At 72.5% G+C, this 19,854-nt stretch carries 19 protein-coding genes and 1 tRNA gene; 12 read left to right on the top strand and 8 right to left on the bottom strand.

Translation table 11 applies throughout. From position 1 onward, the window contains the following. The first annotated feature begins 69 nt into the window (after window positions 1-69). Both ACIQRW_RS01620 and ACIQRW_RS01615 read left to right on the top strand, forming a co-directional pair. Window positions 70-570, top strand: a complete 501-nt coding sequence (locus ACIQRW_RS01620) for a MarR family winged helix-turn-helix transcriptional regulator (RefSeq protein ID WP_403752815.1) — start codon at window positions 70-72, stop codon at window positions 568-570. Window positions 571-719: 149 nt separating this feature from the next. Next, entirely contained in the window at window positions 720-2,855 is a 2,136-nt protein-coding gene (locus ACIQRW_RS01615; RefSeq protein ID WP_403752812.1) for an MMPL family transporter, read from the top strand. On the opposite strand, the gene ACIQRW_RS01610 is transcribed toward ACIQRW_RS01615, so the two are convergent. Next, entirely contained in the window at window positions 2,819-3,370 is a 552-nt protein-coding gene (locus ACIQRW_RS01610; protein ID WP_403752809.1) for a hypothetical protein, read from the bottom strand. The genes ACIQRW_RS01615 and ACIQRW_RS01610 overlap by 37 nt on opposite strands. Then, the gene (locus tag ACIQRW_RS01605; protein ID WP_403752806.1) at window positions 3,370-3,897 is read right to left on the bottom strand and encodes a DoxX family protein; all 528 of its coding nucleotides are present in this window, start codon (window positions 3,895-3,897) and stop codon (window positions 3,370-3,372) included. The genes ACIQRW_RS01610 and ACIQRW_RS01605 overlap by 1 nt, the downstream gene beginning before the upstream one ends. 202 nt (window positions 3,898-4,099) lie before the next feature. On the opposite strand from ACIQRW_RS01605, the gene ACIQRW_RS01600 reads away from it, so the two are divergent. Together ACIQRW_RS01600 and ACIQRW_RS01595 are read left to right on the top strand one after the other, a co-directional pair. Continuing rightward, window positions 4,100-6,115: an FAD-dependent oxidoreductase gene (locus tag ACIQRW_RS01600; RefSeq protein WP_403752803.1), complete on the top strand. Its 2,016-nt coding sequence runs from the start codon at window positions 4,100-4,102 to the stop codon at window positions 6,113-6,115. 80 nt (window positions 6,116-6,195) lie between these two features. Further along, window positions 6,196-6,726, top strand: a complete 531-nt coding sequence (locus ACIQRW_RS01595; protein WP_403752801.1) for a PadR family transcriptional regulator — start codon at window positions 6,196-6,198, stop codon at window positions 6,724-6,726. 46 nt (window positions 6,727-6,772) lie between these two features. Here ACIQRW_RS01595 and ACIQRW_RS01590 read toward each other — a convergent pair whose 3' ends face one another. Both ACIQRW_RS01590 and ACIQRW_RS01585 read right to left on the bottom strand, forming a co-directional pair. Continuing rightward, a complete protein-coding gene (locus ACIQRW_RS01590) occupies window positions 6,773-7,741 on the bottom strand; it encodes a DMT family transporter (protein ID WP_403752798.1) in 969 nt (322 codons plus the stop codon). Beyond that, window positions 7,738-8,718 (bottom strand): phosphatase PAP2 family protein, encoded by a 981-nt coding sequence (locus ACIQRW_RS01585; protein WP_403752795.1) that lies wholly within the window; start codon window positions 8,716-8,718, stop codon window positions 7,738-7,740. Before ACIQRW_RS01585 ends, ACIQRW_RS01590 begins: the two co-directional genes overlap by 4 nt. Before the next feature lie 160 nt (window positions 8,719-8,878). Here ACIQRW_RS01585 and ACIQRW_RS01580 point away from each other — a divergent pair, with 160 nt between their 5' ends. The 6 genes from ACIQRW_RS01580 to ACIQRW_RS01555 all read left to right on the top strand — a co-directional run bounded on the left by ACIQRW_RS01580 (window position 8,879) and on the right by ACIQRW_RS01555 (window position 13,655). After that, entirely contained in the window at window positions 8,879-9,508 is a 630-nt protein-coding gene (locus tag ACIQRW_RS01580; protein ID WP_403752792.1) for a TetR/AcrR family transcriptional regulator, read from the top strand. A 298-nt stretch (window positions 9,509-9,806) separates the two neighbouring features. After that, the gene (locus tag ACIQRW_RS01575) at window positions 9,807-10,601 is read left to right on the top strand and encodes an SDR family oxidoreductase (protein WP_403752789.1); all 795 of its coding nucleotides are present in this window, start codon (window positions 9,807-9,809) and stop codon (window positions 10,599-10,601) included. 55 nt (window positions 10,602-10,656) lie between these two features. Continuing rightward, window positions 10,657-11,670 (top strand): SPFH domain-containing protein, encoded by a 1,014-nt coding sequence (locus tag ACIQRW_RS01570; RefSeq protein WP_403752786.1) that lies wholly within the window; start codon window positions 10,657-10,659, stop codon window positions 11,668-11,670. Continuing rightward, on the top strand, window positions 11,667-12,566 hold the full coding sequence (locus tag ACIQRW_RS01565; RefSeq protein WP_403752783.1) for a hypothetical protein: 900 nt from the start codon (window positions 11,667-11,669) through the stop codon (window positions 12,564-12,566). Before ACIQRW_RS01570 ends, ACIQRW_RS01565 begins: the two co-directional genes overlap by 4 nt. A gap of 80 nt (window positions 12,567-12,646) precedes the next feature. After that, entirely contained in the window at window positions 12,647-13,147 is a 501-nt protein-coding gene (locus tag ACIQRW_RS01560) for an NUDIX hydrolase (protein ID WP_403752781.1), read from the top strand. Between the two features lie 103 nt (window positions 13,148-13,250). Then, the gene (locus tag ACIQRW_RS01555) at window positions 13,251-13,655 is read left to right on the top strand and encodes an SHOCT domain-containing protein (protein WP_403752778.1); all 405 of its coding nucleotides are present in this window, start codon (window positions 13,251-13,253) and stop codon (window positions 13,653-13,655) included. Window positions 13,656-13,802: 147 nt separating this feature from the next. Here the strand turns inward: ACIQRW_RS01555 and ACIQRW_RS01550 are convergent, their stop codons facing one another. From ACIQRW_RS01550 to ACIQRW_RS01540, 3 genes are all read right to left on the bottom strand, one after another. Further along, window positions 13,803-14,486, bottom strand: coding sequence for a DUF1345 domain-containing protein (locus ACIQRW_RS01550; RefSeq protein WP_403752775.1), 684 nt, complete (start codon window positions 14,484-14,486; stop codon window positions 13,803-13,805). Window positions 14,487-14,960: 474 nt separating this feature from the next. Continuing rightward, window positions 14,961-15,034: transfer RNA gene (locus ACIQRW_RS01545), tRNA-Pro, on the bottom strand. 50 nt (window positions 15,035-15,084) lie between these two features. After that, complete coding sequence (locus tag ACIQRW_RS01540; RefSeq protein ID WP_403752772.1) at window positions 15,085-17,739, bottom strand: ATP-binding protein; 2,655 nt, start codon at window positions 17,737-17,739, stop codon at window positions 15,085-15,087. A gap of 110 nt (window positions 17,740-17,849) precedes the next feature. Between ACIQRW_RS01540 and ACIQRW_RS01535 the strand changes: the two genes are divergently transcribed. Then, complete coding sequence (locus ACIQRW_RS01535) at window positions 17,850-18,329, top strand: DUF309 domain-containing protein (RefSeq protein ID WP_403752769.1); 480 nt, start codon at window positions 17,850-17,852, stop codon at window positions 18,327-18,329. Window positions 18,330-18,415: 86 nt separating this feature from the next. Continuing rightward, complete coding sequence (locus tag ACIQRW_RS01530; protein ID WP_403752766.1) at window positions 18,416-18,880, top strand: hypothetical protein; 465 nt, start codon at window positions 18,416-18,418, stop codon at window positions 18,878-18,880. A gap of 26 nt (window positions 18,881-18,906) precedes the next feature. On the opposite strand, the gene ACIQRW_RS01525 is transcribed toward ACIQRW_RS01530, so the two are convergent. After that, the gene (locus ACIQRW_RS01525; RefSeq protein WP_403752763.1) at window positions 18,907-19,728 is read right to left on the bottom strand and encodes a sulfite exporter TauE/SafE family protein; all 822 of its coding nucleotides are present in this window, start codon (window positions 19,726-19,728) and stop codon (window positions 18,907-18,909) included. Window positions 19,729-19,854: the final 126 nt, after the last annotated feature.

Genomic DNA, 19,854 nt, shown 5'->3' with positions numbered 1-19,854 from the left:
CGCGACGGTCCGGGCACGGCGCGCCGGTCCGGGCACGGGATCCGCGCGCCCGTTCTATACGCTGAGGGCGTGACCAGCGCCGACGACCGACCGACCCGCAGCGGCGCCCCGGAGCCCGGGGCGCCGCTCGCGGACCTCCAGGCGTTCGCGGTGGAGCTCCGCCGGATGAACGGCGAGATCAACCGGATGACCCACGGCTTCGCGGCGAACCAGCAGTTGCATCCCACGGACGTGAGCGCGCTCGCGGCCATCCTCGACGCCCCGTCGCCCCTCACCCCGGGGGCGCTGCGCGAGCATCTGGGTCTCACCTCCGGCGCGGTGACCGCCTGTCTGGACCGGCTGGAGCGGGCCGGCCATGTCCGGCGGGCCCGGGAGAGCACCGACCGCCGGGTGGTGCACGTGTACTACGAGGCGAGCGCCCGGACGGCCGCCCGCGACTACTTCATGCCGCTCGCCGAGGCCACGGCACGAGCCAGGGCGCGCTTCAGCGAGACGGAGCTGGCGACCGTCCTGCGCTTCCTCGCCGCCATGAACGAGGAGCTGGGCGAGGCTCCCCCGGCGCGTCGCTGAGCTTTCCCCGCCGGGTCGGGTGCGCGTCCACGGGAGGGTGGGGGCGGCCGTCGAGCCCACCCCCTGCGGTTGTCCGCCGAGCAGTCCCGTAATGTATTTCAACGATTGAGATTGTTCATTACTGAGATATCTCCACCCCCGGGAGAGACATGTCCACCCCTGCACGCTCCGCACGGTCGATCCGCTGGCTTGTCCCCGTCGTGCTGCTGATCGCGTGGCTCGGCGTCGGCGGCGGCCTCGGCCCGTACGCCGGGAAGCTCGGTGAGGTCGCCACCAACGACCAGGCCGCCTTTCTGCCCCAGAACGCGGAGTCCACCCAAGTCATCGACGCGCAGAAGGCGTTCCAGCAGAACGAGACCCTGCCGGTGATCGTCGTCTGGACCTCGGCGGAGCAGGACGCGCCGGTGAGCGACGAGCAGCGGAAGGCAGCCACCGGTGCCCTCTCCTCGCTCGCCGGGAGCGAGGGCGTCGTCGGAGCACCCTCCCCCGCACTGCCGTCGAAGGACGGTCTCGCGCTCCAGGGCATCGTGCAGTTGAGCCCCGGCCTCGGGGACGGACTGCCCACGGTGCTGGAGAGGATCGAGGAGGCGGGCTCATCGGTGCCGGGCACGACGGTGCAGCTCGCGGGGCCCGCCGCGAGTCAGGCCGACCTGTCCGACGCCTTCGCGGGCATCGACGGACTGCTGCTCGGGGTCGCCCTGATCACGGTGCTGGTGATCCTGTTGCTGGTCTACCGCAGTGTGCTGCTGCCCTTCGTCATCATCCTCGGCGCCGTGTTCGCCCTCGCCCTGTCCAGTGCGATCGTCTACGTCCTCGCCGACCACGACATCGTGCGCGTGGACGGTCAGGTGCAGGGCATCCTGTCGATCCTGGTGATCGGCGCGGCGACGGACTACGCACTGCTGCTCACCGCCCGGTTCCGGGAGGAACTCGCCCTCCACGGCGACCGGTTCACCGCGATGCGCATCGCGGTGCGCGAGTCCTTCGGTCCGATCACCGCCAGCGCCGCGACGGTGGCGGCGGGCCTGCTCGCCCTGCTGCTCAGCGACCTCACCAACAACCGGGCCCTCGGGCCGGTGGGCGCGATCGGCATCGTCTGTTCGGTCCTGAGCGCGCTCACCTTCCTGCCCGCCGCCCTGGTGCTGCTGGGCCGCAAGGCCTACTGGCCGGCGAAGCCCAGGCCCGCCGACGACAAGGTGTCCGGCGGCCACGGCATCTGGCACAAGGTGGCCGCCCTCGTCGACCGGGCGCCGCGCAAGGTCTGGGCGATCACACTGGCGGCCCTGATCGCCTGTGCCGCGTTCGCCCCCACGCTCACCTCCAAGGGGGTTCCGCTCGACGAGATCTTCGTCAACGACGCCCCCTCCGTGGCCGCCCAGGAGACGCTGAGCGAGCACTTCCCGGGCGGTTCGGGGAATCCGGTCGTGATCATCTCGGCTGCCGACCGGGTGACCGAGGTCGGAGAGGCCGCCGGCCGTACCGACGGGGTGGCCTCCGTCGCGCCGGTGAGCGCGAGCGGGCGGCCGGGCGGCGAACCGCTCGTCGTCGACGGCAGGGTCCGCATCGACGCGACGCTCAAGGACGCGTCCGACAGCGACGGCGCCAAGGAGACGGTGGCCGCGCTGCGTACCGCGGTCCACGCCGTGCCCGGTTCGGACGCACTCGTCGGCGGCTACACCGCGCAGCAGTACGACACCCAGCGGACGGCGGAGGACGACCGCATGCTGATCGTGCCGGTGGTGCTGGTGATCATCCTCGTGATCCTGGTCTTCCTGCTGCGGTCGCTGCTGATGCCGGTGCTGCTGGTGGCGACCGTGGCGCTGAACTTCCTCGCCACCCTCGGCATCTCCTCACTGGTCTTCACCCATGTGTTCGGCTTCAGCGGCACGGACTCGTCGGTGCCCCTTTACGGATTCGTGTTCCTGGTCGCCCTGGGCGTCGACTACAACATCTTCCTGATGTCCCGGGTCCGGGAGGAGTCGCTGCGGCACGGCACCAGGGAGGGCATCCTGCGCGGGCTCACCACGACCGGCGGGGTCATCACGTCGGCGGGCGTCGTCCTGGCGGCCACCTTCGCCGCGCTGGGTGTGATCCCGCTGGCCTTCCTGCTCCAGATCGCGTTCATCGTGGCGTTCGGCGTCCTGCTGGACACGCTGGTCGTCCGGTCGCTCCTCGTCCCGGCGCTGGTACGGGACATCGGGCCGAAGGCGTGGTGGCCGGGGGCCCTGAGCCGGGAGGGCGCGGACGGTCAGCGCGGCACGGTCGCGGAGGCCGGGTCCCGGTAAGCGGCCAGGGCCCAGATGACGAAGATGTCCAGGGCGATGACGATCACCGACCACAGGGGCGCGTACGGCAGGAAGAGGAAGTGCGCGAAGAGGTTCAGGGAGGCGAAGAGGATGCCGGCCACCCGCGCCCAGCCCGCCCCCTTGAGCAGTGCGGCCCCGGTGACGGCCACGCTGACGCCGAGCACCAGGTGGATCCAGCCCCAGCCGGTGAGGCTGATCCGGTAGAGGTACTCGCCGACGTCGCCGTAGACGTCCCCGTCGGCGAGGGCCGCGATGCCCTCCAGGGCCGCCACGGCGCCCTGGCAGAGCATCAGGATCCCGGCGAAGAGCATCCCGCCGGTCACCCAGAGGCTGTCCGGATCCGGCACCGGTGCGGGGCCGGCCGGACCGTCGGCGCGCTGCCATGGCGCGTCCCCCTGGCCGGGTCCGGTCCGGGGCCCCTGCGGGAAGCCGGCCGGTGGCGGCGTGGCGTCGGGACCGGCCGGGTCGGCGGCCCGGGAGGGGTCCTCGCCCATCAGGACTCCTCCTGCGGCCGGCCGGACTGCGCCTTCGTGCGCTTGCCGACCACCGCGGCGGCGGCGACCGCACTGCCCGCGAAGGCCAGCGCGACCATCCAGGCGCGGTCGAAGACATGGCAGGTGGCATGGTCCACGGAGTAGCGCCCGGGACCGGTCAGCCCGATGGCCGCCGCGGTGAAGCCGAGGAACGCCGGGTACTCGTAGCCGCCACCCTGGGCGAAGAAGCCCGCCGGGGCGTGCACGGCCACCGCGCCGGCCATCGCCCCGGCGGCCGCCGCGCCCGCCGCCGGGGTGGCGAGGCCCAGGGCGAGCAGGACGCCGCCGCCCGCCTCGCCGAGCCCGGCGGCCACCGCGCTGTGCTTGGGCGGGTGGAATCCCATCGCCTCCATCGCGGCCGTGGTGCCCTGGATGCCTCCGCCGCCGAACCAGCCGGCCAGTTTCTGGCTGCCGTGGGCGGCGAGCACCGCGCCGGTGCCGACGCGCAGGGCGAGCAGACCGAGATCACGCCGGTTGAGGCAGACCATGAGGACTCCCGGGGTGGGGGGGGTGGGGTACGGATCCCACTCTCGTCGCCGGGTGACAAGCAAGCGCGGCCGGGTACGCCGTCCGTGGCACGGACCCGTCGCCCCAAGGGCAGGGTGCGACGCAGATCATTGTGCAACTTGTTGCATAAGCGCTTGACGGTGGTCTACAACTGACCCGACGACCCTGTGCGGAGGAGACCTCGTGAGCCTGTACCCGAACCTGCTGAGCCCCCTCGACCTCGGGTTCACCACCCTGCCCAACCGGGTTCTCATGGGATCGATGCACATCGGCCTGGAGGAGGCCGAGCGCGGTTTCGAGCGGATGGCCGCGTTCTACGCGGAGCGCGCCCGGGGCGGCGTCGGCCTCATGGTCACCGGCGGTATCGCCCCCAGCGAGCGGGCCTGCTCCTTTCCCGGCGGGGCCAAGATGACGACCGAGGCGGAGGCGGAGCAGCACCGGGAGATCACCTCGGCGGTGCACGCGGCGGGCGGCCGGATCGCCATGCAGATCCTGCACTTCGGGCGGTACGCGCACCACCCCGACCTGGTGGCGCCGAGCGCGCTCAAGGCTCCGATCAGCGGATTCACCCCGAACGCGCTCACCGATGACCAGGTCGAGGAGACCATCGAGGAGTTCGTGCGCGCCGCCGGTCTCGCGCGCCTCGCGGGCTACGACGGCGTCGAGATCATGGGCTCCGAGGGCTATCTGATCAACGAGTTCATCGTCTCCGCGACCAATCACCGCACCGACCGCTGGGGCGGCAGTTACGAGAACCGTATGCGCCTGCCCATCGAGATCGTGCGCCGGGTCCGCGAGCGGGTCGGCGACGACTTCATCCTGATCTACCGGCTCTCCATGCTGGACCTGGTGCCGGGCGGCTCGACGCTGGAGGAGGTCGTGACGCTCGCGAAGGAGATCGAGGCGGCGGGCGCGACGATCATCAACACCGGCATCGGCTGGCACGAGGCGCGGATCCCGACCATCGCCACCTCCGTGCCGCGCGGCGCGTTCAGCTGGGTGACCGAGAAGGTGCGCGGCGCGGTCTCCGTACCGCTGGTGACGAGCAACCGCATCAACACCCCCGAGGTCGCCGAGGAGATCCTCGCCTCCGGCCGGGCCGACATGGTCTCCCTGGCCCGCCCCTTCCTGGCCGACCCGGAGTTCGTCGCGAAGGCGGCGGCGGGCCGGGCGGACGCCATCAACACCTGCATCGGCTGCAACCAGGCCTGCCTGGACCACATCTTCAGCCTCAAGATCACCTCCTGTCTGGTCAATCCGCGCGCCTGCCACGAGACCGAGCTGGTCATCGGCCCGACCCGGACCCGTAAACGCGTCGCCGTGGTCGGCGCCGGGCCGGCGGGCCTCGCGTGCTCCGTGACCGCGGCCGAGCGGGGGCACGCGGTGACCCTGTTCGACACGGCGGACGAGATCGGCGGGCAGCTGAACGTGGCGCGCCGGGTGCCGGGCAAGGAGGAGTTCGACGAGACGCTGCGCTACTTCCGTACGCGGCTGGCCGAGCTGGACGTCGACGTACGGCTGGGCGCCCGGGCGGACGCCGGTTCGCTCGACGGCTTCGACGAGATCGTGCTCGCCACCGGCGTCGAGCCGCGCACCCCGGCGATCCCCGGCACGGACCACCCGAACGTCGTCAGCTATCTGGACGTGCTGCGCGACGGGGCGCCGGTCGGCGAACGGGTCGCGATCGTCGGCGCGGGCGGCATCGGCTTCGACGTCGCGGAGTTCCTGACCGACGGCGGCGACGCGGCGAGCCTGGACGCGGACACGTTCTTCCGGCAGTGGGGCGTCGACACCGCCTACGCGGAGCGCGGCGGGCTGCGCGCTCCCGAGCGTCCCGAGTCGCCGCGCACGGTCCACCTGGTCCAGCGCAGGACCACCAAGGTCGGTGCGGGGCTCGGCAGGACGACGGGGTGGATCCACCGCACCGAACTGCGCCACCGGGGCGTCGAGATGATCGCCGGAGCCTCCTACGACCTCATCGACGACGAGGGCCTCCACCTCACCGTCGACGGTGAGCGGCGGGTGCTGCCGGTCGACACGGTGGTGCTGTGCGCGGGCCAGGAACCGCGCCGCGAGCTGTACGAGGAGCTGCGCGCGGGGGCCGTCCCGGTCCATCTGATCGGCGGCGCGGACGTGGCGGCCGAGCTGGACGCGAAGCGGGCCATCCGCCAGGGCACGGAGCTCGCCGCCGCGCTGTGAGCTCCATGGACGTACGGGGACCGGGGCGCCCACGAAAGACGGCGCGCTCGCGGTCTCCGTACGTCCTTAGGATGCACCCCATGTCACTGCCGCACGCGATTCTCACCGCTCTGCTGGAGAAGCCGTCCTCGGGTCTGGAACTGACCCGCAGGTTCGACCGGTCGATCGGCTACTTCTGGTCCTCGACGCACCAGCAGATCTATCGCGAGCTGGGAAAACTGGAGCAGGCCGGGCGGATCAGGGCGCTGCCCGCGGCGGTGCCGGCCCGGGGGCAGAAGAAGGAGTACGAGGTACTGCCCGCGGGCCGTGAGGAACTGGCGGCCTGGGTGGCCCTCCCCGAGGATCCCCGGCCGGTCCGCGACCCGCTCCTGCTGCGGATGCGGGCGGCGGCGGTGGTCGGCGCGGATGGCATGGGCGCGGAGCTGCGCCGCCATCTCGCCCTGCACGAAAGCCAGTTGGCGGAGTACCGGGAGATCGAGGAGCGGAACTTCAGCCCCGCGCCGACGACCGACGAGGACCGGCTGCGGTATCTGGTGCTGCGGGGCGGCATCGACCTGGAGACGTTCTGGATCAGCTGGCTGACCCGCGCCATCACCGACCTGGACGGCTGAGCGATCGGAGCCGGCGGCCCGCCGACCGCTTCCGCTCCGCGGCCGGTCAGCCGCTCGCGTGCGCGGGGAGGGGTTCCGGGACGCCCGCCGGGGGTGCGGTGTCCGCGCGCCGGGGGCTGCCGATGACGACCCTGGAGGGCACCTGGTCCCCCGGGACGGCGGCTTCGGGCGGGGCTGCCGGGTCCGTGCTCCGCGCCTGGGCCCGGCTGAGGAGGACCACTCCGCGCACGGCCGCCGCCGTACCGATGAGCGCGAGCACGAGACTGACCGGACCGCCCTGGAGGCGCTCGCCGAGCAGGGCCAGGCCGATCGCGGCGGCGGCTACCGGGTTGGCGAGGGTGACCACCGCGAGCGGTGCGCCGAGCCCGCCCCGGTACGCGGTCTGGGAGAGCAGCAGACCGCCCATCGCGAAGGCGGAGACGAGCAGCGCCACCGTCAGCAGCCGCCAGCTGAACAGCGGGCCGTCGGCGTGGTCGGTGACCGCGACGGTGAGGGTCTGGGTGAGCGCTGAGGCGACCCCGGAGGTGATCCCGGAGGCCGCTGCGTGCCGCAGCCCCGGGCGGGCCCCGGGCCGGCCGAGTCCGGCGACGACCGCCATGGTCGCCGCGCCGACGCCCAGCGCCTCGGGAAGGCTGAGGGTCTCGTGCGGGGCCGAGCCGCCCGCGGTCAGGAGCAGCGCGCCGAGGCCGAGCAGGGTCAGGGCCGTGCCCCGCCACTCGACGCGGCCGACCCGGCGTCCGGCGGCGCGCGCCCCGAGCGGGACGGCGACGACGAGGGTGAGCGCGCCCAGCGGCTGGACCAGGGTGAGCGGGCCGTAGTTGAGCGCGGCGACGTGCAGCAGCGCGCCGGCGGCGTTGAGGCCGACCGCCGACCACCAGGCGCCCCGGCCCAGCAGCCGCAGGACTCCGGTGGACGGGTCGGTGCGGCCGGCGAGCCGGGACTGCGCCACGGCGGCGGCCGCGTAGGCGCCGGCCGAGACCAGGGAGAGCGCGACGGCGAGCAGCGTGGCGTTCATCGCACCGCTCCAGCCCGGGCGGGTGCCTGTGATCCGGCATCCGCGCCGGTCGCGGGCCCGGCGGTTCCGGAGGACGGCGGCGAACCGGCCGCCGCGAAGGTCCCGGGCACGGTGGCCGGCCCTGGAGACCCCGCCGGGGCGGCCGACGCGAAGGCCCTGGGCCCCGCGCCACCCGCGTACGCCGGCACAGGAGACCCTTCGCCACTGCCGCACGGGGCCGGCCGGGGCAGCCGCGCGGGGGTGGTCCGGGCGGACAGCGGCAGCCGGAACACGGCGAGGGCGACGGCGAGCATCGCCCCGACGACGATCGCGTCGAGCCAGTAGTGGTTGGCCGTGCCCACGACGACGAGCAGGGTGAGAGCCGGGTGCAGCAGCCACAGCCAGCGCCACCGGGAACGGGTGGCGACGATCAGGCCGACGGCGACCATCACGGCCCAGCCGACGTGCAGCGAGGGCATCGCGGCGAACTGGTTCGCCATCGTGTCGGTCGCGGGCGTCTGTCCGTACACCGTCGGCCCGTAGAGCTGGCCGGTGTCGACGAGTCCGGCGACCGGCAGCATCCGGGGCGGGGCCAGCGGGAACAGCAGGTGCAGCACCAGCGCGGCGGCGGTGAGCGCGGCGAGAACGCGGCGCGACCGGACGTAGTGGCGGGGGCGGCGCCAGTAGAGCCAGACCAGGAAGAGAGCCGTGGCCGGGAAGTGCACGGCGGCGTAGTAGGTGTTCGCCGCGTGGATCAGGGGCTGGCTGTGCAGCAGCAGCCCCTGGACCGCGCCCTCGCCGGGCAGGTGCAGGGCGCGTTCGAGGTCCCATACGTTCCCCGCGTTGCGGAACGCCTCCTCGACATGACCGTTGGCGGCCCTGCGGCCGAACTTGTAGGCCAGGAAGAGTCCGGCCACGAGAAGGAACTCGCGGACGAGGGGCGGTCGGGCACGTATGTCCGGCTCCTGGTCCGTGGGCTCGGTGCGGGCGTAGGTCACCCGGTGCCCCCTTGGATGCGAAGCGGTGTCAGGACGGCCCGGTGAACTCCACGCCGTATCGATACGCCAGTGTACCGATACGCCGACGTATCGGTACACGCGCGTATCGGTACACTGGCGTATCGAGAACCTCGCCGCACCGCCGCAGGAGGTACAGCCCATGCCGTCGCCCGATTCCGCACAGGAGTCAGCCCTCACGTCCCGCCGGTCGAAGATCACACCGGAGCGGGCGCAGGAGCTCTACGGGGCGGTGCTGGAGCTGTTGCGGGAGAGCGGTTACGAGTCGCTGACGATGGAGGGCGTGGCCTCGCGCACGCGGTGCGGGAAGTCGACGCTGTACCGGCAGTGGGGCTCCAAGCCGGAGCTGGTCGTGGCCGCACTGCACGGCACCCGGCGGATGCGGCTCCCGAACATCGACACCGGGACGCTGGCCGGGGACCTGCTGGAGGCCGCGCGGACGATCGGCGAGGCCTCGGGGAGCGACACCCCGCTGATGCACGCTCTCAGCCACGCGGCGCTGCAGAGCCCCGAGCTGCTGTGCGCGCTGCGCGAGGCGCTGATCCTGCCGGAGATCGCGGCGATCGACGCGATGGTCCGGCGGGGCCGGGAGCGCGGCGAGATCGCGGCGGACCTTCCGGGGGCCGAGTTCGTCGCGGCCCAGCTGCTCGGCGTGATGCGCGCCCGGCCGCTACTGGAGGGGCGTTACGCCGACGCGGCATATCTGACCCGGTTCGTGGAGATGGCGATCCTCCCGGGCCTCGGACTCACGGCGGGAGCGCCGGAGTCCTGACAGACGTGGACGGCCCGCCCCAGCGGATGGGGGGGGCGGTCCACCCGCGCCGCACCGTGGGGACGGGGGCGGCGCACCGCCCGGCCGGCCGGTGACCTCTACGGAGGCCACCGGCCGCCCGTGTGTCCGCACCTCTTCACGGCCCGCCCCGATTTTCCGATCCGTCCACCCTCTGGATTCCCTAACAAGCGCTTGGTAGATTCCGGAAGGAGCAGGCGCGGGGGCGGTTGACGGCAGGACTCGGAAGGCGAGATCCCAGAAGGCGAGACTCCGGAACCAGAGGGGTGAAGGACGGGCCATGGACCAGTCCCACGCGATGGACTTCACCGGCCGAGCGGTGCTGGTCACCGGCGGCACCAGGGGCCTGGGGGCCGCGCTGGCGAGGGCCTTCCTCGCGGGCGGCGCGGACGTCATGGTCTGCGGCCGCGGCACGCCGGCCACCCTGCCGTCGACGGGCGGGCGCGAGGCCTCGTTCCGGGCCGCGGACCTGCGGGATCCCACGGCGGCGGCGGATCTCGTCACCGCGACCGCCGAGCGGTTCGGCCGGCTGGACGTGCTCGTGAACAACGCCGGCGGCTCCCCGGACGCCGACGCGGCGACCGTATCGCCGCGCTTCGTCGAGAAGGTGGTCGCGCTCAACCTCCTCGCCCCCTTCTACACGGCCCAGGCGGCGAATCTGGTGATGCGGGAGCAGCCGGACGGCGGGTGCGTGACCAACATCGGCAGCGTCTCCGCCCACGACCCGCAGCCGGGCACCGCCGCCTACTCCGCCGCCAAGGCGGGCCTGCTCGGGCTGACCCGGGCACTGGCCCTCGAATGGGCGCCGCGGGTCCGGGTCAACCACATCACCGCGGGCCTCATCCGCACCGAGAAGGCCACCGCGCTGTACGGCGACGACGACGGGGCCGCGGTGGCGGACATCGTCCCGATGGGACGACTGGCGGAACCGGACGACGTGGCGCGGGCCTGTCTCTGGCTGGCCTGCGACCTCTCCTCGTACGTCAACGGCGCCGATCTCGCCGTGCACGGGGGCGGCGAGATCCCGGCCAGGCATGCGGCCCGCCGGACCACACGCCCCTTTTCGTCACCTTGACTCAATTCACCTTCACCTCTTATCGTCGTACTGACGAAATCTAAGGGGTCCCATCATGGCCGACATCACCCGGCGCTTCGGCTGGCGCCACCTGCGCTCCGCGCCCACCGCCCACATCCGCCACCACCACCGCGGCCGGCTCACCCACGACGGCCAGGGGCTCAGCTTCTGGTACCGGTCGTTGTCGGCGGCGCTCTCCGAAGTGCCGGTCGACGACCGGGAGCTGGCCATGGCGTTCCACGCCCGTACGGCCGACTTCCAGGACGTCACCGTGCAGGCCACCGTCACCTACCGGATCACCGATCCGGCCGAGGCGGCGAACCGGCTCGACTTCTCCGTGGACCCGGACACCGGGAGCTGGCGCGGCGCACCGCTGGAACAGATCGCCACCCTCCTCACCGAGACCGCGCAGCAGCACACGCTGGACGTACTGGCCCGCACCCCGCTCGCGGCGGCCCTGGTCGACGGCGTCGCCTCCGTACGCGAACGGGTCGCCACCGGTCTCACCGCCGAGCCCCGCCTCCCGGCCACCGGCATCGACGTGGTGGCCGTGCGCGTCGTCGCGATCCGCCCCGAGGCCGAGGTCGAGCGCGCCCTGCGCACCCCGGCCCGCGAGCAGATCCAGCAGGAGGCTGACCGGGCCACCTACGAACGGCGGGCCGTGGCCGTCGAGCGCGAACGCACCATCGCCGAGAACGAGCTGGCCAGCCAGATCGAGCTGGCCCGGCGCGAGGAGCAGCTGGTCGACCAGCGCGGCACCAACGCTCGCCGCGAGGCCGAGGAGAAGGCCGCGGCCGACGGCGTACGGGCCGAGGCGGAGGCGGCCCGCAAGGTGCGCCTGGCCCGCGCGGAGGCCGAGGCGGCGCGCGAGACGGGCGCGGCGCGGGCCGAGGCCCAGGCCGCCTGGCTGCGGGTGCACGGCGAGGCCGATCCGGCCACGCTGCACGCCCTGGCGGCGACCCGGCTCGCGGAGAACCTGCCGCGCGTCGAGAGCCTCACCCTCTCCCCCGACGTCCTCACCGGGCTGCTCGCCAAGCTCGGCCGTCCGGAAGGCGGGGCGGGCGCGTGAGCCTGGCGCCCCGAGCGGTGATCGTCCACCGGCGGACGGAGTACGAGGAGCTGCTCGCCCGGCACGGGACACACGGGCAGGCCGCGTTCTTCCTGTCCAGCCGGGGGCGCTCGATCGACGAGGTGGCCCGCCGCCACGAGGACACCCGGCAGGCGCTGCGGGAGGTGGCGGCGGCGGTGCCGCTCACCTGGCGCAGCTCCCGGGTGGAGCGGGCGGACCTGGACCGCTTCCTGTTCGCCCCGGAGGACGTGGTGGTCGTGGTGGGCCAGGACGGGCTGGTCGCCAACACCGCGAAGTACCTGTCCGGGCAGCCGGTGGTGGGCATCGACACCGACCCGGGGCGCAACCCCGGCGTCCTGGTCCGCCACCGCCACGCCGACGCGGCCGCTCTGCTGCGCGCCGCGACCGCCGCGGGAGGGAGTGCCGAGGAGCTGACCATGGTCGAGGCCGTCGCCGACGACACGCAGCGCCTCCTCGCCCTGAACGAGATCTACCTCGGGCCGCCCGGCCACCAGACGGCCCGCTACCGCCTGGGCCCCGACGGCGAGAGCGCCCCCGGGGAAGCGCAGGCCTCCTCCGGGGTGCTGGTCGGCACCGGCACGGGCGCCACCGGCTGGCTCCGCTCGCTGTGGCTGGAGCGCGGTGGCACCCTGCCGCTGCCCGCGCCGTGCGACACGCGCCTCCTGTGGTTCGTGCGCGAGGCCTGGCCCTCCCCGGCGACCGGGACGTCCAGAGTGGCGGGCGAGCTGGGGCGCGGGCAGGGGCTGCGGCTGACCGTGGAGTCGGACCGGGTCGTGGTCTTCGGGGACGGGATGGAGTCCGACGCCCTGGAGCTGACCTGGGGGCAGAGCGTACGGCTCGGCATCGCGGAGAGGTCGCTGCGCCTGGTGACATGAGCGCGCCCGCCGCCCCGGCCGTCCGGGCCGCTTCGCTACGGTGGTCCGGACCCGGCACCGGAGAGCGGAGAACCAGCACCATGTCAGCCGACCCTGTCACCGAGCCCGCCCGCAACACCCGCCCGCCCACGGCACAGGCGGCCCTCGGGGTCGGCGTGATCGTCGAGGACGGCCGGGGACGTGTACTGCTGGGCCGGCACCACAGCGGTACGTGGGAGCTGCCGGGCGGGAAGGTCGACGCGACGCACGAGTCGATCGCCGCGGCGGCCGCCCGGGAGCTGCGCGAGGAGACGGGCCTGGTGGTCGACGAGACGGCCGTGGACGTCGTCGCGATGGTCCACGACGTGATCGGCGGGATCAACCGCGTCAGCATGGCGGCCTTCGTGCGGCTCGCCTCCGGCGTCCCCGAGGTGACCGAACCGCACCTGATCAGCGCCTGGCGGTGGACCGTGCCCGAGGAACTGCCGACCCCGCTGTTCGACCCGTCGGCACAGATCCTCGCGGCCTGGCGACCGGAGCTGGGCATCACCCACCCGCCCGCGCACGTGCTGCGGATCGCCCCGGACGAGAACCGCGCCTGACGCACCGCTCCTCCGCTCGCGCGCCTCCCCCGTACTCACAGATGCGAGCCAATCGGACCCACTGTATGAATAAGGGACCATCCGTGCGATAGGGAGTAGGCCCATGGACGATTACCCGCTCCTGGACGTCTTTCTGACCATGCTGTACCTGTTCCTCTGGGTCATGTGGTTCTTCCTGCTGTTCAAGGTCGTCACCGACCTCTTCCGGGACCACTCGCTGAACGGCTGGGCCAAGGCGGGCTGGCTGGTCCTCGTCATCCTGCTGCCGTACCTGGGCGTACTGATGTATCTGATCGTCCGCGGTCGCAGCATGCACGAACGCGACGAGAAGCTGGCCAAGGACTCGGAGGCGGCGTTCCGCAACTACGTGCGCGAAGCCGCGACGAGCCAGGGCGGATCCGGCGGCAGCGACCATGTGAAGGATCTGGCGAAACTCGCCGAGCTCAAGGACAAGGGCGCGCTCAACCCCGAGGAGTACGAGCGGGCGAAGGCGAAGCTGCTCGCCTGAGGCAGGGGTTCGTCCGGCGTACTGAGCTACCGGGCCCGTTCTGCCCCACCCCGCACGACGACCGCGCCGACACCGCGGTCGCGGCGACGGTCACCGGCCTCGGGGGACTGTGTTCTGTGTCCGCCTGCGGGGGAAGGAGAACGGTCTTCAGCCGCGGAGCGCGGAGACCAGGCTGGCGACAGTGACCGTGTTGAAGACAAAGGCGATAACCGCGTTCGCCGAGATGGTCCGCCGCATGTCGCGGGAGGTGACGTTGACATCGGTGGTGCCGAAGGTCGTCATGACCGCCACAGCGAAGTAGACGTAGTCGGCCCAGGCCGCAGCCCCTGCTCCGGGGAAATCGAGTGCCTCTTCGTTCTCCACGAGATTGTCGGCCTGGAAGGCAACTGCGAAGGCCACGACGACGCAGGTCCAGGCGATGACGACGAGCGACAGCGCGAGCAGGGCGCGAGCCCCCTCGCCGAAGGTGGTGCCGAGGTGGCCGGGCAGCCACACAACGGCCACGGCCAACGCGGCTGCCGCGATAAGGATGGACGCACCGGGCCCGGGCGCGGTGCCCAGGACGTACCGCTGCAGGAACGTGCCGCGGGCTTCGCGGTCCGCCCAGGAACGGATCCGTTCCGGTGAGGCGCTCAGGAAGGCGGTCAAGGTGATGGCCAGGTACGGGACCAGGTAGGCGAAGAGCACCAGCACGCCGACGTCGGAAGCCGAGATCCGCACGACACTGTCGAGGGGCAGCACCAGAGCCGTGCTCCCCGCGATGAGCAGGCACACGAGTGAGCGGCGTCGTTCGGACAGCCAAGTATTCACGGACGGGGTCCCTCCGGGCATTCACGATGCGGATGCGGCGATGCTGGATGAGTCAACTCCCGCTGAGGCCCTGAGCTCTCGCAGATTCCACGGGGTGGTGCGTTTCGCCCCCGAACGGCGCACGGAAGGCCGCTGACGTGTCGGCTCACGCCTCGGGATGGGGCTCATCGCTCCGGACTCGACCAGGCCACGAAAGCACCCACGCTCCGGCCTCGCTCACCGCCGGCACCCTGGCTGACACACCCGCATCCGCATGCGACACCAGTCAACTGGCCGCCCACGCCCGCATTTCGCCCGCCGGCGCCGGCGAGCACGCCACCGTTCTACGCAGCGCCGGACTCACTGCCCTGAGTCGACACGGCAAACACGCCCGACGCCACCTCACCCCGGCCGGCCGCGCCCACATACACGGGGTCCCCAACTGGTCCCCAGAAATGATCAAGGGCCGGTTTCGGATTGCTCCGAAAACCGGCCCTGATCTGCGACTGTCTCCAGTCGGGACGACAGGATTTGAACCTGCGACCCCTTGACCCCCAGTCAAGTGCGCTACCAAGCTGCGCCACGTCCCGTCGCGTTTCCCCCGGTTTTCCCCGGTTGACCGCGCAGGACAAACATTACCTCACTCCGAGGACCGTATCGACGCCCGTGCCTGTTGGGCGCGGGCCGCGAGCCCCTCGGCGCCGCAGGCCATCGCCTGCTTCTGGGCGCGGGCGAGCTCCCGGTGCGAACCGATCGCGATGCCGTAGTCGACCCGGGCGAGGGCGTGCTCGTAGGCGGAGGGGGACTTCTCCAGGTGTCCCACCGCCTCGGCGAGCAGTTGCGCGGACCGCTCCGGAGGCGCGAAGAGGGCGACGCAGCGCAGGGCCTCCCCCATGGCGGTGGGCGTACCGAACCTTTCGGCGTGCACGCGGTTCCGGGCGGCGAGGTGGGCCGCGCGGGCCGGGTCGTCATCGGCCAGGGCCCGCGCCAGGTCGCCGGCCCAGGGAGCCCAGACGCCGTTGAAGCGTTCGCGCGACTCCAGAGCGGCGCCCGCCGCTTCGAGCTCCGCGATCGCGTCCTCCTTGCGGCCCTCCGCCAGCAGCAGGCGGCCCCGCATGGATGGTCCGTCGGGCAGCACCATGGCGCTGGGGTAGGGCGGGCCGAAGTCGTAGCGGTCGGCGATGCGGCGGGCCTCTGCGGTGCGCCCGCGGGCCAGCAGGGTGTCGATGAGCAGACAGGCCGCGTCCCAGTGGACGGGGAGCCCGGAACCGACGCGGTCGGCGAGACGGAGCCCCTCGCGCAGGAAACCCTCGGCCTCGGCGAGACGGCCGCGACGGCGGTGGACCATGCCGAGCAGGGTGTGCGCGAACGCCAGGTGGGCCCCGCTCCAGCCGGAGATCTCGAAGGCCCGTACCGCTTCGCCGAAGAGGCTCTCGGCGCGGTCCAGCTGGTCGACGAAGGTGTAGGCGATACCGACCATGGTGGGGAGTTCGAAACCCCACTCGGAGTCGGTCCAGCCGAGTCCCCGCGCGGGACTGCCGTCGATCAGGGCGCGTTCGCACAGGTCCACGATGAGCTGGGCGTTCTCACCGCGCACCATGGCGTCGAAGGCGCGCAGCGTGAGCAGTGCCCGCTCCGCGTTGTCGCGGCCCTTGAGGTGGTCGGCGTTGCGGGTGAGCCGCCGGGAGCGGGCGGGTCCGTCGTCCTCGGTGGCCTGCATGCCCTCCCACATGAAGTGCGCTGCCTGCAGCCGCATCAGCCCGGGGCCGGGTGCGGTGCGCGCGGCCTCGGCGGCCAGCGAGAGCGCCGCGTCCTTGAGCTGGTTGTTGTGGGCGAGCGCGGCGGCGAGCCGGAAGGTGGCGTCGACCCGCAGCCCGTCGTCGAGCCCCGGCATGTCCAGGGCGGCGCGCAGGTGCTGGACCGTGGTGGGCGGGGAGCTCAGCAGCGTCGCGCAGCCCAGCTCGTACAGCAGGACGGCCCGGTCCTTGGGGCGCGGCGGCTCCTCCAGTGCCCGTTCCAGGCAGCGCCGGGCCGCTTCGGGCGCACCGACGGCGAGGTGCTGGCCGGCGGCTTCCCGCAGTTGCGCGACCAGTTCCTGGTCGTCGTCCGGGTGGACCTCCAGCAGGTGCCGGGAGGCCGCGGCGGCGCCGAGGCCGGCGCGGGTGATCGCCCAGGCGGCGCGCCCGTGCATGGCGGTGCGGGTGGCCGGCGGGATCGAGCGGTAGACCGCCGTCGCGATCAGCGGGTGGACGAACTCCAACGGGTCGAAGCCGCTGACGATACGGGCGTCTCGCAGCCGGGCCGTGCAGTCGGCGGCCTCCGCCGAGCTCATTCCGGCGAGTGTGGCGGCCAGTTCCTGCGAGATGTCGGTGCCCAGCACCGCCGCGGCCCAGGCGAACCGGTTGGCGTTCGTGCCGAGCCGCTCCAGGCGGGCGACGAGGCCGCTGCCCCTGGCGGAAGCGCCGAGCTCGCGCAGTTCGCCCGCGGATTCCTCCACCGGCGGCAGTTCGCGGTCCTGGACCTTGGCGACCAGTTCGACCGCCTCGTACGGATTGCCTCCGGTGACGGCCCACACCTCACGGCAGAACGGGTCGTCGGCGTGATCACCGAGGCCGGCGCGGACCAGTACGGCGGTGGCTTCCGGAGTCAGAGCCCGCAGGGCGACCCGGGTCACCGTCCCCTCACTGCCGAAGCCGCGCTCGGCCTCGCGGTCGGCGATGTAGTTGGCGTCGCGCTCGGCCAGCTCCTGCGGGCGGTGGGCCTGCACCACCAGGAGCGGCAGTTCACCGAGGCGGGCGGTGAACGAGGCCAGCCAGGCGAGGGATTCACCGTCCGCCCAGTGCGCGTCGTCCACGATGAGCAGTAACGGCCGGTGGCTGAGCCGGGACGCGAGTCGGCCGACGACGAAGTCCAGGCCGTCGCGCACACCCTGCGGATCGGGTTGCGGCCCGCTCGGCTCGGCGAGTCCCAGGGCCGGGGCGGTCGTCTCGTACCAGTCGCCGAACAGGGCGCGGGTCTCGTCGGGCGGGAACTGATCGAGTGCGGGCTGCAGCAACTGCCTTACGACGTGGAACGGTACGGAGGTGACGGTCTCGCCTCCCCGGGCGGACCAGACGGTGCAGCGGTCGGCGGCCATCCTCCGGATCTCCGCGAGCAGTGCGGTCTTGCCGATCCCCGCCTCTCCGCTGAATACCAGGAGTCCGCCGACGGCCTGCGCACCGCAGAGGGCGTCCACCGCCTTCGCGGCGGCGGCGAGTTCCGGTTCACGCTCGTACAACGGTTGGGACGGCTTCATGCCCACCCTTCCCACAGAGGCAGTCTTCTCGACGGTCGAGCCTAGTCGTGCGCGGGTGTTCGTCGACAGGGTTCGCGCGATTCTCCGCAGGTGCGGGGCACAATCGAGTGGTGAACGAGACGCGCAGAGACCGTGATGCCGAGGGCCGGGCGCGCAACGCGCGCCCCCGTGACGGGCTGGGACGCCCCCTGCCGTACGGGACGCCCGGCGTCGAACGACAGCCGGAGGGGGTCGTCCGCACGCCCTCGGAGACGCTCCGGGAGGCGCAGCGACTGCTGGACGCGGGAATGCCGTTCCACGCGCACGAGGTCTTCGAGGACGCCTGGAAGTCGGGTCCGGAGGACGAACGCGAGCTCTGGCGGGGGCTGGCCCAGCTCGCGGTAGGGCTGACCCATTCCGCGCGGGGCAACACCGCGGGCGGCGCGCGGCTGCTGCGCCGGGGCGCGGGGGCGCTCGTCCCGTTCACCGCGTCCGGGCCGCACGGGATCGCGGTCGCGGGACTGTCCGACTGGGCGCGGCAGTTGGCGGACCGGGTGGAGGCAGGCCCGACGGTTGACGCGGCGGCCGAGGCGCCCCGCCTGCGGAGGTAGCCCGAAGGCCGGGGCGGAGCGGGGCCAGGAGCGGAAGAACCGGGTCCGCGGGTCCCGGCTCCGTACAGCTACTACGATCCGGCTCCATGAGCACTTCTGACCAGGACCAGGACCAGCACCGGGACCAGCGCGAGAGAGACGGGGGCACCGGCTCCCCGATAGCCGACGACCACGCGGAGACGGAAGCGTCCACGGAGACGGAGACGGAGACGGCTACGGCTACGACTACGACTACGGCTACGGCTACGACTACGACTACGGTCGGAGGCGATGTTCCTGGTGGTGAGGACGGGAAGAGACTCACCCCGCGCCAGGCCCGGCGGCTGCGGATCGTGCTCTCCTCGGCGGGCATGGCGGCGATGGCCCTCGTGCTCGGGCTGCGCATCGCGAGCCGCTCGTCGGTACTCGTCGTCGGCGTCTACGGGCTCGCGCTCATCCTGTGCGGCGTGGTGATCGAGCTGAGCAGGAACGGACGCACCCGGCTGGCCAGCTGGCTGCTGGGGACCGGGCTGCTGGCCGCCGTGGGAGCGGACTGGCTGCTGCTTCCCTGAGGAGGCGGTCCGGCGGTCCGGCTGCCTCAGATCAGCAGCAGTTGAAGTCCGCCGATCACCGTCGCACCGATGACGATCCGGTCGAAGACCTTCTGGTTGATCCGGTCGACGCATACCCGGCCCAGGTAGGCGCCGGGCAGGACGAACAGCAGCAGGCAGGCGTCGAGCAGCAGGGAGCGGGCGTCGATCAGGCCGAGGCCCACACTGAACGGCACCTTGGACACGTTCAGGATCAGGAAGAACCAGGCCGAGGTGCCGAGGAAGCCGAGCTTGCGAAAGCCGGCCGAGAGCAGATAGAGCGACATCACCGGCCCGCCGGCGTTGGCGACCATCGTGGTGAACCCGCCGAGAACCCCGTAGCCGCGCGCGGCGGTCCGACCGGTGCCGGTAGCGGCTCCGACGCCCTCGGCGGGCCCGGTGTCCGCCTCGGTCCCGGTGTCCCCCTCGGTCCCGGTGCCCGCCTCGGTCCCGGCCTCCTTCTCCGCGATCCGGCGGCGCCACAGGGTCACGCCCGTCATGAACAGCAGGATCGCGCCGATGGAGGTACGGACCGCCGCGTCGTCGGCCCACAACAGGAACAGGGTGCCCGCCACGACGCCCACGGCGACGGCGGGGAACAGCCGGAGCAGGGTGGGCCAGTGGGCGTGACGGCGGTAGACGCGTACGGCGAGAAGATCGCCGACGATGAGGATCGGGAGCAGCACCCCGGTCGATTCGCGGGCCGGGAGAACGGCCGCGAAGACCGCGAGGCTGATCGTATTGGCACCGCTGACAGCTGTCTTGGAGAAGCCGACGAGGGTGGATGCCGCCGCGAGTGCGGCCAGTTGCCAGAGGCTGATGGTGTCCATGTCGGGAAAGATGGTAAGCACACCGGCTTTCCGGCCCCCAGGCCCATGCCCTCGCCCCCCTATGAGCGTTTGATCGATTCAGCCCGCATGTGATCGATCTATTGACCCTCTTCGATCAGTCGCTCA

The organism is Streptomyces sp. NPDC091287 (assembly GCF_044768525.1).
Lineage (GTDB): Bacteria > Actinomycetota > Actinomycetes > Streptomycetales > Streptomycetaceae > Streptomyces.
Note: the sequence above shows the minus strand (reverse complement) of the source record. Positions and strands in the feature narration are given on the sequence as shown.

Excerpts from the sequence above, each read along its gene's own strand:
- ACIQRW_RS01615 (WP_403752812.1), top strand. The coding sequence starts at position 720 with ATGTCCACCCCTGCACGCTCCGCACGGTCGATCCGCTGGCTTGTCCCC.
- ACIQRW_RS01610 (WP_403752809.1), bottom strand. The coding sequence starts at position 3,370 with ATGGGCGAGGACCCCTCCCGGGCCGCCGACCCGGCCGGTCCCGACGCC.
- ACIQRW_RS01605 (WP_403752806.1), bottom strand. The coding sequence starts at position 3,897 with ATGGTCTGCCTCAACCGGCGTGATCTCGGTCTGCTCGCCCTGCGCGTC.
- ACIQRW_RS01595 (WP_403752801.1), top strand. The coding sequence starts at position 6,196 with ATGTCACTGCCGCACGCGATTCTCACCGCTCTGCTGGAGAAGCCGTCC.
- ACIQRW_RS01590 (WP_403752798.1), bottom strand. The coding sequence starts at position 7,741 with ATGAACGCCACGCTGCTCGCCGTCGCGCTCTCCCTGGTCTCGGCCGGC.
- ACIQRW_RS01580 (WP_403752792.1), top strand. The coding sequence starts at position 8,879 with ATGCCGTCGCCCGATTCCGCACAGGAGTCAGCCCTCACGTCCCGCCGG.
- ACIQRW_RS01575 (WP_403752789.1), top strand. The coding sequence starts at position 9,807 with ATGGACCAGTCCCACGCGATGGACTTCACCGGCCGAGCGGTGCTGGTC.
- ACIQRW_RS01570 (WP_403752786.1), top strand. The coding sequence starts at position 10,657 with ATGGCCGACATCACCCGGCGCTTCGGCTGGCGCCACCTGCGCTCCGCG.
- ACIQRW_RS01560 (WP_403752781.1), top strand. The coding sequence starts at position 12,647 with ATGTCAGCCGACCCTGTCACCGAGCCCGCCCGCAACACCCGCCCGCCC.
- ACIQRW_RS01555 (WP_403752778.1), top strand. The coding sequence starts at position 13,251 with ATGGACGATTACCCGCTCCTGGACGTCTTTCTGACCATGCTGTACCTG.
- ACIQRW_RS01550 (WP_403752775.1), bottom strand. The coding sequence starts at position 14,486 with ATGCCCGGAGGGACCCCGTCCGTGAATACTTGGCTGTCCGAACGACGC.
- ACIQRW_RS01540 (WP_403752772.1), bottom strand. The coding sequence starts at position 17,739 with ATGAAGCCGTCCCAACCGTTGTACGAGCGTGAACCGGAACTCGCCGCC.
- ACIQRW_RS01530 (WP_403752766.1), top strand. The coding sequence starts at position 18,416 with ATGAGCACTTCTGACCAGGACCAGGACCAGCACCGGGACCAGCGCGAG.
- ACIQRW_RS01525 (WP_403752763.1), bottom strand. The coding sequence starts at position 19,728 with ATGGACACCATCAGCCTCTGGCAACTGGCCGCACTCGCGGCGGCATCC.